Consider the following 15,113-nt stretch of genomic DNA (forward strand, 5'->3'; position numbering starts at 1 on the left):
TAATATGATTGTCAGTAACTTGCAACAAAATTACAGTTCAGTATTTGGATACGCATTGTTTTATGTTATTTTTTGTTAAAAATAATATTGTTTATCCTAAAATCTTTAAAATCCTGTCGAAAAGTGAGCGAAATTCAAAAACCAATTATTGGTATAAGCATCGGAGACTTTAATGGTATCGGCCCTGAAGTTATCCTAAAAGCAGTCGGTGGCAATCGACTAAACAAAATCTGTACTCCCGTTATTTATGGTTCTGGAAAAGTAATTAACCGTTATCGGCAATTACTCGAATTTAAAGATTGGCAGTTTTTCACGATTCATAAAATAGAGCAACTCAACCACAAACAAGTAAATGTTATCAACTGCATGAGCGACCAATCGTTGGAAGTTCAGCCAGGGGTAGTAAAGCCCGAAGCAGGTAAATTGGCTTTTGAATCATTGAAACGTGCCGTTGAAGATTTAAAAGCGGGTAAAATTGATGCCTTGGTAACAGCTCCTATCAACAAGCACAACATTCAGAACGATGATTTTAAGTTTCCTGGGCATACTGAATTTTTGGCAGATGCTTTTGGCGTAAAAAATAAAGAGTTGATGTTTATGGTTAGCGATGAATTAAAAATCGGTGTTGCCACTGCCCACGTTCCGTTAGAACAAGTGAAGAAAAACATCAATAAAGAACTCATTATCAGTAAATTGGAGCAAATTAAAACTTCTTTAATACGTGATTTTGGGAAGCAAAAGCCAAGAATTGCAGTCTTAGGATTAAACCCTCATGCAGGCGAAAATGGATTGTTGGGAATGGAAGAGCAGGAAATTATTCAACCTGCCTTAGTAGAATTCAAGAAAAAAGGGAATTTAGTTTTTGGCCCGTTTCCTGCCGATGGCTTTTTCGGAACAGTGGCTTGGAAGAGTTATGATGCAGTTTTGGCCATGTACCACGACCAAGGTTTGATGCCTTTCAAAATGATTGCTTTTGAAAATGGTGTGAATTTTACGGCTGGTTTGCCAAAAGTTCGTACTTCACCTGACCACGGAACGGCTTATGATATTGCTGGAAAAAACATTGCCGACGAATCGTCAATGTTGAACGCTATCTATATGGCCATTGATATTGCCAAAAATCGTCAAGAATTGGAAGAATTGGAAGCAGGTTCGATGAAAAAGAAAACCATCGTACTGAAAGAAGCAAGCATGGAAGACTGAGATAATGTTAAATGCTTAATGATGAATGTTTAGTTACACTAAATAATTAAACATTCATCATTTAATATTAAGCATTAAATATCAAGGTCTTCAAATGGACTTCGGATATTTACGAGTTGTACTTGTGCAATCTGATTATAGATGGCAGTAGTTTGTAAATATTTATGCCCCAAAATTTCTTGTAATAAGTGAATATCCATACCACGTTCCAAGCAATGCACCGCATAACTGTGTCGAAGCGTATGCACTGAGGCGTCTTTTTCAATTTTAGCTTTTGCCATTGCTTGCTGAAAAACTAACTGCACACTTCTTGGACTATACGTTTTTCCATTTTCTCCACCAAAAAGTAGTTCTTCTGGCTTGTATTTTTCCAGATAAGCTTTCAGAATCGGCAATAATTTCTTTGGCAACATTAAAGTTCTACCTTTTTCAGATTTTGATGGAGAAACTACAATTTCTCTTTTCTCAAAATCAAGATCCGAAACTTTCATGTTCAGCACATCGCTTAATTTCAGCCCAGCGGCATATATGATTGACATTAAAGCTTTGTGCTTCAAATTATCTAAAACTCCAATAATTTTAGTTACTTCCTTTTCTGTCAAAATATCTGGCAAACTATCACTTTTCGACTCACCATTTGCTTTAATACCTAATTTTCTATTAAAAATTACTTCGTAAAATAATTTAATAGCTTTTCCAGCTTGAAGAGCAGCATCAACCGCACTTCCTTTTTTTTCTCCAAGCTCAACTAAATAAGCCGCAATTAGTTCTTCGGTAATCTTGCTTTGGGGTAAATCTCGAAAGTGATTATAAAATACAAAGATAGCATTTCGATAAGCGGCTATCGTCTGAGAATTATACTTTCCTTTTCTTAATATCTCGGTAAATCGTTCAATTAGGTGGGTCACAGCTGCGTAAAAAATTAAAATTCAGGTTTCTATTGCGAAAAATATAAATAATGACTGGAAAATAAAAGCAAAGTCACATTCAATTAGCTTTTTTTTGTGATTTTTGCGTAAAATTGAGCCAAATTAATTAATACTGGTCAAAACAATGCTTATTTCTTTCATTTTACTGTATTTACTCCTAACAATTTTTGTCGGTTGGTATGCTTCAAAGTTTGTAAAAACTGCCAGTGATTTTGCTATTGCAGGCCGACGAATGCCAACGTACGTAGTGGCTTCTGGACTGTTTGCCACTTGGTTTGGTTCAGAAACAGTCATGGGAGCTTCTTCAGAATTTGTCGAGCATGGTCTTTTGGGCGTAATCGAAGACCCATTTGGTGCGGCACTTTGTCTGTTACTATTAGGCTTATTTTTTGCTCGACCACTTTATAAACTAAATATTCTAACTTTCAGTGATTATTTTAATATCCGATACAGCAAAAAAGTAGAATGGGTTTCTGCAATTTTTATGATACCTTCATATTTTGGTTGGATTGCAGCTCAATTAGTAGCTTTAGCTATTATCCTTCAAGCAATTGCCAATATTCCTTTTGTTTGGGGAATCATTATTTGTGCTTCTGTTGTCCTATTTTATACATATATTGGAGGAATGTGGTCAGTCGCAATCACCGATACAATACAAACGGCGGTCATCATCGTCGGAATGTTAATATTGATGATTGAACTTGTAAGTCAGATTGGCGGTTGGCAACAAATGATTTCCAAAACACCTGAAGATTTCTTCAGGTTTACACCTAAAGAAAACACAATTCCGAGTTGGGTGGCTTATTTTGGGGCTTGGATAACAATTGGCTGGGGGTCTATTCCGCAACAAGATGTTTTTCAACGTACACTTTCTGCAAAATCCGAAAAAGTGGCTGTCAATAGTGCCTATTGGTCGGCGTTAATGTATCTCTCCATCGCTTCAATGCCCTTGGTTATTGCCCTTTGTGGCACACTTTTATATCCTGACATTAAGCACGGTGATACCCAAATGACAATTCCCATTTTGGTATTGAAACATACTTCTGTTGGAATGCAAATCATATTTTTTGGTGCATTGCTTTCAGCTATTTTAAGTACGTGTAGCGGCTCAATATTAGCTCCAGCAACGGTTTTAGGCGAAAATATCATCAAACCGCTTTATGGAGATAAAATTTCTGACAAAAAACTATTGCAACTCATGCGGCTTTCTACCATCGCAATTACTATAATTGGTGTTGCTTTATCATTATTTAAGGCAGATATTTACGAATTAGTTGGCGAATCTTCAGCTTTAAGTTTGGTTGCATTATTTGTGCCCTTAGTAGCTGGGCTTTACTGGAAAAAAGCTAATGCACTTGGAGCAATTTTTTCTATGACTTTAGGAACGCTTATTTGGACATTTTTTGAGTTTTATGAAACCGAAACTCCATCCATGATTTGGGGTTTAGTGGCAAGTATCGGAGGTATGATTTTTGGTTCAATTATTCACAAAACAGAAATTTCGAATAATGAATAAATATATTTCAATCGAAGATTTTATTGAAAGTCAAGAGCTTGCAATTTCAGCTTTGCTTTATCAACTTAGAGAAACAATCTTACATGCTCATCCGAAAATGACTGAGCGTTTTATGTTTAATACTGCCATGTTTGGGGTAAAAAATGAACTTTGCTATTTTGTAGTTTTAAATAAAAACAAGGGTGTTGAGATAGGATTTCATCGAGGTTTTCAGATGTCCAACGAACAAGGTTTATTGGAGTCAAAAAAACGAAAATTTATTCACGGAATAACTCTTAAAGACTTAGATGACTTCAAAAATAAAGAGGCTCCTTTCAAGGAAATCTTGCAAGAAGCCATCATTTTGGATGAAATAAATGAAAAGTCTATTTTTTCGGAGATTTTACAAGCAGGACGAAAGAAAAAGTCATAAGTTTTGTGCAGCAATCCAACCTCCCGTCCAAGCAGCTTGAAAATTAAATCCGCCAGTGATGGCATCAATATTTAGCACTTCGCCTGCCATAAAAAGGCTCGGATATTGTTTCAAACTATAAGTTTCAAAATCAAGTTCCGATAAATCAACACCGCCCGCAGTCACAAATTCTTCTTTGAACGTGCTTTTGCCATTTACTTCAAAACTACACGCTGTTAATTGTTCGGTTAATCGTTGAATATGTTTTTTGCCTGTTTCTGCCCATTTCTGAAACTCACCGATTTGTGCGGCATTACACAAACTTTTCCAAAGACGAATTGGCAAACCAAACTCGGCATTTGCTACCACGTTTTTCTTGGGTTGAGCATTAATCTGATTGTGCAAATGTGTTCTTACAGCCTCTGTATCTTTATTGGCCAGCCAATTTACTTTTATTTTAAATTGATAATTGGCCGCATTCAATTCACGAGCCGCCCACGCAGAAAGCTTCAAAATTCCAGGCCCTGATAGCCCCCAATGCGTAATTAAAGTTGGGCCATTGCTCTCAAAATTCGTCTTTTGGATAGTAATAATGGCATTTGGCACCGACAAACCCATTAAATCTGCAAGGCGAGTATCTTTGATATTGAATGTAAATAACGAAGGCACAGGTTCAATGATTTTGACTTTTAATCGTTCGAGCAAAGCCCAAACGGCAGTGTCGCTGCCAGTGGCAATCATCAATTTTTTAGAATATAAAACTCTATCACCCGCTACTTGAAGTTTCCAATTAGATTTTTCAGTAGGTAAGTAATCAAAATGTTCAACTCTCGAATTGGTCAAAATCTCAATTCTATTTCGTTGAGCAGCCCCCAACAAACAATCAATAATCGACTGCGAAGAATCACTCACAGGAAACATTCGTCCGTCAGCTTCTTTCTTAATTTTTACACCTCGGCTTTCAAACCACTCAATCGTATTGGTTGGGTTAAATCTTTTGAAAGGGTCTAAAAGTTCATTTTCACCCCTCGGATAAAATTTCACTAACTTTTCTGGCTCAAAACAAGCGTGGGTTACGTTACAACGCCCACCACCCGAAACTTTTACCTTTTGTAAAACGTCTCTCCCACGCTCCAAAATTGCTATTTTTAATCCTTTATTTTTTTCGGCAGCGTTGATAGCTGCAAAAAAACCAGCTGCCCCGCCACCTACTACAAGAATATCATACATTTACTTCAAATATTTTTCTTCAAAGTAAACCTTTTTTTCTCGTAAAACTGTCACTAAACTTTCAATTTCTTTCGGTGCTTTTCCAAATTCAAAAGTCACTTTGTGCTTCGAATCGCCTTTCATAATTTCTACCCATTCAGCACCACCATCGGCACAATCAGGACACCCCACAATATCGTTTAACTTCTTAAACGACTCATAATCAATACCTTTGACTACTGAATTTTGTAAACTTGTATCAAGCGATTCTTTAAATGTTTTTGGTGTTCCACCTGTTGCTCCCCTACCTTCGGTATAGAAAACCGTAAAATTGACTTCACCATTTACCAAATTCATTTCTTTGCGACAAGGACCAACACACATTCCGAAACTGGTACCATATTTGACTACATAATCGCTCATAGTTGCCTGACTATCAACTAAATTACTCTCTTTTTCACAATTTGTAAGGAATAATGTGGAAAGAATCATCACTAAAACAAGTTGCATTTTCATAATTTAATCGGATTTTTGTAAATGAATAATTAATCAAGAAAGATATTTTGAACGTTTTATAATTTCCCCTCCTTAAAAAAGGAGGGGTGGCAAAATTCTGACAAAGTCGAATTTTGACGGGGTGGTTAATGGACTATAAATATCTTTTGAAACAAATTCTACGCCATCAACCACCCCGCCGACTTCGTCAGGCACCCCTCCTTGAAAATAAGGAGGGGAAGTTTATTTATGTAGATTCAAATTTCTAAAAAAAGGTTGGAACAATGACCCAAAAACAAATACAATTAATTGCCCAAACAATTGGAGTACCCGAAAAAAGTATTCAAAATACCATTGCATTACTTGATGAAGGTGCTACTGTGCCATTTATTTCTCGTTATCGCAAAGAAATGACGGGCAGCATGGACGAAGTTCAAGTAGCCGATACAAAAGACCTTTACAACAAATTTCTTGAAGCTGATAAACGCCGAGAAGCAATCATCAAATCGATTGAGGAGCAAGGAAAAATGACACCCGAGTTATTGACAAAAATCAATAACGCACTTTATATCAATGAGTTAGAAGATTTATATTTGCCGTATAAACAAAAACGTAAAACTCGTGCAAGTATCGCCATCGAAAAAGGGCTTGAGCCATTGGCTAAGATTATTTTTGCTCAGAAAGACAGAAATATTGAAGCAATTGCCGAAAAATACCTCAATGATAAAGTTGAAAATATTGCTGATGCCCTACAAGGTGCGAGAGATATTATGGCTGAATGGATAAATGAAGATATTCAGGCAAGAAATACCGTCAGAAGATTGTTTGAGCGAGAATCGATCATAACTTCTAAGGTTAAGAAAGGAAAAAAAGAAGAAGGAATCAAGTACCAAGATTATTACGAATTTTCTGAGCCACTTTCAAAAATTCCTTCGCATCGACTTTTGGCACTTCGTCGTGGTGAAGAAGAAGGATTTTTATCGATTGATATTTCAATTGAAACCGAACGTGGAGTGGATGCTCTCGACCGAATTTATTTGCGAGGCTTACCTGAAGCCAAAGAACAAGTGGAACAAGCCATCAGTGATTCGTATGACCGACTTTTAAAACCAAGTATCGAAACTGAATTTAGCAATATTTCAAAACAAAAAGCTGATAGTGAGGCCATTAAAATTTTTGTAACGAATCTGCGTCAGCTTTTGTTGGCATCGCCACTCGGACAAAAACGAGTTTTGGGCATCGACCCAGGATTTCGCACGGGCTGTAAAGTGGTTTGTCTGAACGAACAAGGCGATTTGATTTATGATACGGTCGTTTATCCATTAACGAAACAAATGGAGGCCGAAGCGGTTATCAAAAAATTAATTTTGGAATCCAAAATTGATGCCGTTGCCATCGGTAACGGAACGGCAAGCCGTGAAACCGAAACTCTCGTAAAATCGGTCATAAAAAATGGAAATTTGAAGGCTGCCGTTCACATGGTTTCGGAGCAAGGTGCTTCAATTTATTCTGCTTCCCCCATTGCCCGTGAAGAATTTCCTGATAAAGATGTAACCGTCAGAGGAGCTGTTTCGATTGGACGAAGATTGATGGACCCACTGGCAGAACTCGTAAAAATTGATGCAAAATCTATCGGAGTTGGGCAATACCAGCACGATGTCGAGCAGAAAATGCTTAAAGAAAGCCTTGATTCGGTGGTTGAAAGTTGCGTAAACTTGGTGGGAGTTGAACTCAATACAGCAAGTAAGCATCTTTTAAGTTATGTTTCGGGATTGGGACCTGCTTTGGCACAAAACATTGTTGATTATCGTGCAAAAAATGGGGCTTTTAGTTCGAGAGAGGAATTAAAAAAAGTGCCACGATTGGGTGCAAAGGCTTTCGAGCAAAGTGCAGGATTCTTGCGTATTCGTGGAGCAGAAAATCCATTGGATAATTCAGCAGTTCACCCAGAAACCTATCCAATCGTTCAGAAAATGGCGAAAGATTTGGGTGTAAAAGTGGCCGAACTCATTGGTAATGAACAACTTAAATCGAAAAATATTCTCAAAAATTATGTAACTGATAAAGTTGGCTTGCCAACGCTAAACGATATTCTTTCCGAACTTCAAAAACCTGGCCGTGACCCTCGTGAGACGCTCGAAGCCTTTGAGTTTGCCTCCGACGTTCATGCGATAGAAGATTTGAAAGAAGGCATGATTTTACCAGGAATCGTAACAAATATTACTGCTTTTGGCTGTTTTGTTGATGTAGGCGTGCATCAAGATGGCTTGGTTCACGTTTCTCAAATGGCCAATCGTTTTATCAAAGACCCGAATGAAGTTGTAAAAGTGCACCAAAAAGTACAAGTAAAAGTAATGGAAATTGATATTCCACGAAAACGAATTGGGCTTTCGATGAAGTTTTAATAGCTTAAAATTAAAAAAGGCTTTCGAGAATTCCCGAAAGCCAGTTTCATTTGTTATCTAATATTCCCTCCAACTGCCAATCTACTCGGCACGCTTGCGGGTATAGTTTTATCGAAATTATCATCCGATAAGGCATTGATAAAAGCCACAATCGCTGCCTGATTATTTCCAATTCTTATGTTTCTAATGCGTGGGTCAATTTGTCGAACCGTCACGTTTCTATTCTGCGAATTACCGCCCGCAATTCTGCCATAAAACCGAACCACATCATCCAAGGTTTGAAAAACTCCACTGTGCATGTAAGGTGCTGTCACTCGTAAATTTCGCAAACTTGGTGTGCGAAACGCATACGTATTGTTTGCACCTGCATCAGATTGGGCATTTTTTGTATTATCTGGAACCGAAAGGACGTGGAGTTGAAAATCGGAAAACATATTCCCAGAATGGCAACTGGCACAACCAACCGTCTGAAAAGCATTCATACCTCTTATTTCCAAAGCCGAAAGAGCTGAAGTTTCGCCAGCCTTATATCGGTCAACTCTCGAATTATTCGCCACCAACGTTCGCTCAAATGCAGCAATCGCAATTCCAATATTTGTTGCCGTGATTGATTGAGCATTTCCAAAAGCAGTCTGAAATAATTGTTGGTACTGTGGAATACGTTTAAGGCGAGCCACTACACTATCGAGTGCGGCAGCTTCCGAGTAAGCATTTCCACGCATTTCTTCCAGTGCTTTAATTGGTTCTAATGATTGTGCTTCTAAACTCCGAACTCTTGAATCCCAAAACATGGGGGCGGTTGCGGTATTTACATTTCCGTTGGCATCCATCCCATTAAAAGCAGTATTGAGAATAGTTTGTGCATTGCGTTTGACGAAAGCAAAAGTGTTTGGATTCAAAAAATGTCGGTTTGTACCTAAACCAACGGCATTTACGCCAATGGATAAATCAAGGTTATCGGCATAGCCATTCGCTGGATGATGACAAGTGGCACAAGCGACATCTCGCTTACCCGATAAAATAGGGTCCCAAAATAAAGCTTTGCCGAGAGCAATAGTTTCGGTGGAAGCACTTGCATTATCTGTTCTTAATGAAGTTTCGATACTGATTGGGGTAGTAGAAGTGTTGATAGAAGGAGCTAATTCTTCGTGTTTTTGACAAGCCACTATAAAAGCTGCTAAAAAACACAAAAAGGCAAATAAAATTCTTGATTTTACATTCATATTTTGATTAGATTTAAGAGTGTTTGGTACTAAATTTCAATTAAACGTAAATTTTCATCAAAATATAAAGGCAGTTTAGCGTACGTAAATAATAGGAATAACGGTCAAAAAATTAAGATTTTGCTAAGTTTCTATTACTTAGACGAAATAATTAAAAAAAACTTGCGGCCTGTATCATTTTTTTTGAAAAAAGTTTAATTGGCAAAAATGAACTAAAAAGTGTACTTTTGCATTTCTAAAAAACAACTGGGGACGACCGGTTTTGACGGCGTGAGTGGTTGCGAGTAAAAGCATGTCGGGAGTTGGTAGAACCTCCTGTTAAAAATTCTTCCAAACAATAACTGGCAATACTTCGTATGCCATGGCTGCTTAATTCCGGAGTGAATTAACCATTTAGCCACATCCCGCCTTGGCCAACCTCTGCCGCTGGGGAGTTCGGGGTGTCGAACCTGCAGAGGCGATTATTTGCGGGGAACTTGTTGGTAATTAGTATTTAGGTTTCTAAGGAGTAGATTTGGTATGTCGGACACCGACCTACTCTCGAATAAATAAGACCGAATAAACATGTAGAAGGCTCGTCGATTGCCAAGTTCGGACCAGGGTTCGAGTCCCTGCGTCTCCACAATCACTAAAAATCTGATAATCAATGAGTTAACACACTCTTGCTTATCAGATTTTTTGTTTTTAATAACAATTCTTCCCCACAGACAGTTTCAAATTTATAGCATCTTGTCTCTGAAACTTACTTGGCCTTTAATGAAAGAAACACTCTTAGAAAATAATTTACAAGAAATTGAAAAACAAATTTGGCTTTTACTCCAAGAATCTGTCAAAACTGCAAAATCAGCTTTTCATCAAGGTATTATTGCCACAATCAATAATTATTTCCCCGAACAACGTACGGTAGTTTTGAGAAATATCAATTTAGAAGAAAAAACACTTCGCTTTCATACCGATATTCGCTCCGAAAAAATAAATCATTTACGCCAAAACGATGCTCTCAGTTGGCTTTTTTATGATGCTGAATTAAAACTTCAACTCAGAATTTACACAAAAGCTACGATACATCATACGAATGATATTGCTGATAGAGCTTGGGAAAACTCCAGATTAGCCAGCAAAATGTGCTATACAACTCAAGCAAAATCAGGTAGTATTTTATCGGAACCCGAAATGATTGATGTAAACAAGAAAGATGTTGAACAAGAATTGCTTGATTTTGCCTACAACAATTTTTGTGTCATTGAAACAAAGGCATTTGCGATGGACTTCGTTTTTCTGAATGCAAAAGGCAACAAAAGAGGCTTTTTTGATTACAAAGCCAATGAGTTTTACTGGCGACAGATTTAGAAAAGATATTTTTTGAATGAATAAACATAAAATGCTAACTTACATCTTCATTCTAATTTTCTATCCAATCTTAAACTCAATCTTACATTATGAAAGTAAAAGTTCTTGGTATTTTGTTAGGTAGTGCCATTTTATTCCAAAATTGTACTTCAAAAAAAGAAGAAAATACTACAAGTGATTCAACAACCGCAGTCAACAAAATCGAAAAAACAAGTTATGGAAAGCTACCAACGGGCGAAGCTGCCGACCTCTACACACTAAAAAATAGTGCAGGAATGGTAGTAAAAATAACGAACTATGGTGGAATTATAACCTATTGGTCAACACCTGATAAAAATGGTAAATATACAGATGTAGCTTTGGGTTGCGATTCGTTGGGAGGCTATTTAAAAGGAGTACCCTATTTTGGTGCATTGATTGGCCGATACGGTAATAGAATTGCAAAAGGGAAATTTACATTGGATGGCAAACAATATGCGTTAGCACAAAATAATGGCGTAAATGCACTTCACGGCGGTAAAAAAGGATTTGATAAAGTTCTTTGGTCTGCAACGCCAGTTGACGGTGAAGAACCTCAATTGAAACTCACTTATACTTCTGCCGATGGAGAAGAAGGTTATCCTGGAAAACTGGATGTTGAAGTAGTTTATACTTTACAAAAAGACAATTCTTTAAAGATTGATTATAAAGCAACTACTGATAAACCAACGGTTGTAAACTTAACAAATCATGCTTATTTCAATCTTTCGGGTGATTTTAGCAAAGAAATCCTTGACCATGAAGTGATGCTCAATGCAGATAAGTTTTTACCAGTTGATGAAACCCTAATTCCAACGGGCGAATTGAAAGGAGTAGCGGGTACACCTTTTGATTTCACAAAATCATTTAAAATCGGTGCGAGAATCAATGATGCGAAAGATATTCAGATTAAATACGGGAAAGGCTATGACCACTGTTGGGTAGCAACTGATTCGAGTAAAACTTTGAAAACGATTGCGAGCGTTTACGAACCAACTTCTGGTCGTGTAATGGAAGTTTTAACAACTGAACCAGCAGTGCAATTTTATACAGGAAATTTCTTAGATGGCGTGCCAGCAGGAAAAGGTGTGAATTACAAATTTCGTACAGGATTTTGTTTAGAAACTCAACACTATCCAGATTCGCCAAATCAAGCAAAGTTTCCAACGACTGTTTTGAAACCAAATGAAACTTATCAAACAACGACTGTTTATAAGTTTTCTGCTAAGTAAGTTTTAAAGGAAGGCTTCCCTTTGAGGGAAGCCTTCCTTTATATATTCTAATTCAACAAACTCTCCATTCTCAAAGTAACGGCTCGTTTGTGAGCTTCTAATGATTCAGCTTCGGCCATTAGTTCAACCGTTCGACCGATATTCAAAATCCCTTGTTTAGTAATTTCTTGGAAAGTAATTTTCTTTACAAAACTATCAAGCGAAACTCCACTGTATGCTCGTGCATAACCGTTAGTTGGTAATGTATGATTTGTACCCGAAGCATAATCTCCGCAAGATTCGGGGGTGTAATTACCTAAAAATATCGACCCAGCGTTGATGATCTTTTCGCCAACTTCATTATAATTTTCAACTGCTAAAATCAAATGCTCAGGAGCATATTCGTTGAGCATATCAATACAATCTTGCTGACTTTCAAGCAAGATAATTTTAGAATTTTCGATTGCTTTAGTAGCCAAATCTTTTCTTGGCAAACGATTCAATTGCCCAGAAACAGCCAAATTTACAGCCGAAACAAATTTCTTACTCGTAGAAACCAACAAAACTTGGCTATCAGCACCGTGTTCGGCTTGCGAAAGTAAATCAGAGGCGACAAAAGATGGCACTGCCGAATCATCGGCCATAACAGCTACTTCTGATGGGCCAGCTGGCATATCAATTGCTACACCTTCTTTGCTCATTAATTGTTTGGCAGCAGTCACATACTGGTTGCCTGGCCCGAAGATTTTATAAACTTGTGGAATTGTTTCGGTTCCGTACGCCATTGCGGCAATTGCCTGAGCCCCCCCTATTCGGAAAACTTTGGTGATTCCGACCAATTTCGCTGCATAATAAATGGCTGGGTGATTGCTTGGCGAACACAAAATTCGTTCTTGACATTCAGCAATTTGGGCAGGAATTCCCAACATCAAAACTGTTGAAAAAAGTGGAGCAGTACCGCCTGGAATATAAAATCCAACTTTTTGAATACCTACGCTTTTTCTCCAACATCTTACACCCGCCATTGTTTCTATAACTTCGGGGGTTTGTTTTTGAGCTTCGTGAAAAGTATAAATATTCTTGTATGCTTGCCAAATAGCTTCCTTCAACTCTTCCGATAGTTGGCTTTCAGCAGCATCAATTTCTTCTTGTGAAACTTGAAAATTATTGAGTTCAATTTTATCAAATTTCTGAGCATACTCCCTGAGGGCAGCATCGCCTTCGAGTTTTACTTTTTGTAAAATGGGTAATACTTTCTGCTCAATTTCGGCCATTTCTTGCACTGGTCGAGCAAGCAATTGCTTCCATTCGGAGCGTTGTGGAAATGATATAATATTCATTTAGTTTTTTCTAAAAATTCCTTACTCAACGATTGTATCAAAAATCGTATCTAAATCTACTTCAAAACCTTGCAAAACTTCACTTTTTATCGTTTTCTCAGCAATTGGTAATCCTTGAAACTTCTCTCCTTCTAAAATATATTAATGAATCACTTGTTCATAAGGATACACAACCCAATATTCTCTTACCCCAGCTTGCTCGTAAATCTGAAACTTTTGAGTCATTTCTTTACGTGAGTTGCCGAGTGAAAGAATTTCAATCACAAAGTCTGGAGTACCAACACAACCTTGTTTTTTGATTTTAGTGGTGTCACATATTACACACAAATTTGGTTGAACAACAGTTTCACCTTCACCTTTGATTGATGGAAGATATACATCAAATGGGGCAGCTATGACCTTGCAAGGCTTCTTTCGCAGGAAGTATGCCAGATTAAAATGCAGATTACCACTAATTATTTGATGGGTACTCGTCGGTGCAGGTGACATTTTAGCAATATAACCACGCAGTAATTCCACTCTTTGCGGAACGCCGCCCGCTTCAAATCTCCAAGAAAGATAATCTTTGAATGTATAAGCCTTTGTGAGGTCTAATTGTTCGAGACTTGTTATCATGTTGATTAAAATTTATTCAACAATCTGCTCAATAAATCATTTTTTCGATCGGAATTACCAAAATACCCTCTGCTCCTGCTGAGCGAATGGCTTCAATATTTTCCCAAAACTGATTTTCTTCAAGCACAGAATGAATCGAACTCCAACCTTCCATTGCCAATGGCACGATGGTCGGGCTTTTCATTCCTGGAATCATGTTGATAATATCCTGCAATTTTTCATTCGGTGCATTCAACAAAATGTACTTATAATTCTGAGCCGTTTGTACAGCTTTTATTCTGAATAACAATTTGTTGAGAGTATCATGTTTTGCTTTTGGTAACTTTTTATTTGAAATCAAAACTGCTTCTGAGCGGAAAATTGTTTCAACTTCTTTCAAGCCATTGCTCAAAAGTGTGCTTCCTGAACTTACAATATCGCAAACACCTTCAGCTAAACCAATACTTGGAGCAATTTCAACCGAACCACTAATTTCGTGTATTTCGGCTTTTACACCTTGTTCTTTCAGATAATTACCCAAAAGTCGAGGATACGAAGTAGCAATACTTTTACCTTGAAAATCATCAATTCCTTTGTAATCAACGCCACGTGGAACGGCAATTGATAGGCGACACTTTGAAAAACCTAAACGATAAGTAATTTCAGCCTTGCGATTTGATTCGATGAATACATTTTCGCCAACAATTCCAATATCTGCAACACCATCTTCTACATAGCCTGCAATATCATCATCTCGTAAAAAAAGAAACTCAGCAGGGAAATTTGATGAGGATGTTTTTAGCTTACCTGTACCGCTTTCAAACTTTATTCCGCACTCTTTAAATAATCTAAACGAATCCTCACTTAATCTACCCGATTTTTGGAGGGCAATTCTCAAAATTGAATCTGTATTTGGCATCTGAATCGAAAAATTTCTTTGGTCAAAGCACAAAATTAACTTAATCGCTTGTCAATGACAAAATAATATTCGGTTATCAGTAAAACATTTGTTTTTATTGTAAAAAAAAAACTTTCAAAATATTTTGAAAATTAAATTTAAAACTTATAAATTTACAAAAGTAAACAATAAATGCTTTCCTTATAATCTCTAACGTAACCCTAAAATGAAAAATTCTATCTCGCTCGGTTCGTCAAAACCACGTGGTGTATTCTCGACAAAAACAAAAAAAATCATTTCTTTCCTCATTTTAGCTTGCATCTGCCTTATG

Annotated in this window: 13 protein-coding genes and 1 other RNA gene; 7 read left to right on the plus strand and 7 right to left on the minus strand. The window is 37.2% G+C overall.

The window, feature by feature from the left end; all coding sequences use genetic code 11:
• Positions 1-123 precede the first annotated feature (123 nt).
• The gene (gene pdxA, locus ABR854_RS17670; RefSeq protein WP_350267021.1) at positions 124-1,203 is read left to right on the plus strand and encodes a 4-hydroxythreonine-4-phosphate dehydrogenase PdxA; all 1,080 of its coding nucleotides are present in this window, start codon (positions 124-126) and stop codon (positions 1,201-1,203) included.
• A 74-nt stretch (positions 1,204-1,277) separates the two neighbouring features.
• Here pdxA and ABR854_RS17675 read toward each other — a convergent pair whose 3' ends face one another.
• The gene (locus ABR854_RS17675; protein ID WP_350267023.1) at positions 1,278-2,111 is read right to left on the minus strand and encodes a tyrosine-type recombinase/integrase; all 834 of its coding nucleotides are present in this window, start codon (positions 2,109-2,111) and stop codon (positions 1,278-1,280) included.
• A 145-nt stretch (positions 2,112-2,256) separates the two neighbouring features.
• Between ABR854_RS17675 and ABR854_RS17680 the strand changes: the two genes are divergently transcribed.
• Together ABR854_RS17680 and ABR854_RS17685 are read left to right on the plus strand one after the other, a co-directional pair.
• Positions 2,257-3,648 carry a high affinity choline transporter 1 gene (locus ABR854_RS17680; protein ID WP_350267024.1) on the plus strand — a complete coding sequence of 464 codons (1,392 nt, stop codon included), beginning with the start codon at positions 2,257-2,259 and terminating at the stop codon, positions 3,646-3,648.
• Complete coding sequence (locus ABR854_RS17685) at positions 3,641-4,060, plus strand: DUF1801 domain-containing protein (protein ID WP_350267026.1); 420 nt, start codon at positions 3,641-3,643, stop codon at positions 4,058-4,060. The genes ABR854_RS17680 and ABR854_RS17685 overlap by 8 nt, the downstream gene beginning before the upstream one ends.
• Here ABR854_RS17685 and ABR854_RS17690 read toward each other — a convergent pair.
• Together ABR854_RS17690 and ABR854_RS17695 are read right to left on the minus strand one after the other, a co-directional pair.
• On the minus strand, positions 4,055-5,269 hold the full coding sequence (locus ABR854_RS17690) for a BaiN/RdsA family NAD(P)/FAD-dependent oxidoreductase (RefSeq protein WP_350267028.1): 1,215 nt from the start codon (positions 5,267-5,269) through the stop codon (positions 4,055-4,057). The two genes, ABR854_RS17685 and ABR854_RS17690, sit on opposite strands and share 6 nt — an antisense overlap.
• Positions 5,270-5,764, minus strand: a complete 495-nt coding sequence (locus ABR854_RS17695; protein ID WP_350267030.1) for a hypothetical protein — start codon at positions 5,762-5,764, stop codon at positions 5,270-5,272.
• Between the two features lie 263 nt (positions 5,765-6,027).
• Between ABR854_RS17695 and ABR854_RS17700 the strand changes: the two genes are divergently transcribed.
• Positions 6,028-8,148, plus strand: a complete 2,121-nt coding sequence (locus tag ABR854_RS17700; RefSeq protein ID WP_350267032.1) for a Tex family protein — start codon at positions 6,028-6,030, stop codon at positions 8,146-8,148.
• A 53-nt stretch (positions 8,149-8,201) separates the two neighbouring features.
• Here ABR854_RS17700 and ABR854_RS17705 read toward each other — a convergent pair whose 3' ends face one another.
• The gene (locus tag ABR854_RS17705) at positions 8,202-9,371 is read right to left on the minus strand and encodes a cytochrome-c peroxidase (RefSeq protein ID WP_350267034.1); all 1,170 of its coding nucleotides are present in this window, start codon (positions 9,369-9,371) and stop codon (positions 8,202-8,204) included.
• Between the two features lie 248 nt (positions 9,372-9,619).
• On the opposite strand from ABR854_RS17705, the gene ssrA reads away from it, so the two are divergent.
• From ssrA to ABR854_RS17720, 3 genes are all read left to right on the plus strand, one after another.
• Positions 9,620-9,996, plus strand: a transfer-messenger RNA (tmRNA) gene (gene ssrA, locus ABR854_RS17710).
• Between the two features lie 131 nt (positions 9,997-10,127).
• Positions 10,128-10,721: a pyridoxamine 5'-phosphate oxidase family protein gene (locus tag ABR854_RS17715; RefSeq protein WP_350267035.1), complete on the plus strand. Its 594-nt coding sequence runs from the start codon at positions 10,128-10,130 to the stop codon at positions 10,719-10,721.
• An 89-nt stretch (positions 10,722-10,810) separates the two neighbouring features.
• A complete protein-coding gene (locus tag ABR854_RS17720) occupies positions 10,811-11,971 on the plus strand; it encodes an aldose epimerase family protein (RefSeq protein ID WP_350267037.1) in 1,161 nt (386 codons plus the stop codon).
• 47 nt (positions 11,972-12,018) lie between these two features.
• Here ABR854_RS17720 and hisD read toward each other — a convergent pair whose 3' ends face one another.
• From hisD to hisG, 3 genes are all read right to left on the minus strand, one after another.
• The gene (gene hisD, locus ABR854_RS17725; RefSeq protein ID WP_350267038.1) at positions 12,019-13,290 is read right to left on the minus strand and encodes a histidinol dehydrogenase; all 1,272 of its coding nucleotides are present in this window, start codon (positions 13,288-13,290) and stop codon (positions 12,019-12,021) included.
• 141 nt (positions 13,291-13,431) lie between these two features.
• Positions 13,432-13,905: a Uma2 family endonuclease gene (locus ABR854_RS17730; RefSeq protein WP_350267040.1), complete on the minus strand. Its 474-nt coding sequence runs from the start codon at positions 13,903-13,905 to the stop codon at positions 13,432-13,434.
• A gap of 28 nt (positions 13,906-13,933) precedes the next feature.
• The gene (hisG, locus tag ABR854_RS17735) at positions 13,934-14,803 is read right to left on the minus strand and encodes an ATP phosphoribosyltransferase (RefSeq protein ID WP_305952505.1); all 870 of its coding nucleotides are present in this window, start codon (positions 14,801-14,803) and stop codon (positions 13,934-13,936) included.
• Positions 14,804-15,113 lie beyond the last annotated feature (310 nt).

It is taken from the genome of Emticicia sp. W12TSBA100-4 (assembly GCF_040253585.1).
GTDB lineage: Bacteria > Bacteroidota > Bacteroidia > Cytophagales > Spirosomataceae > Emticicia.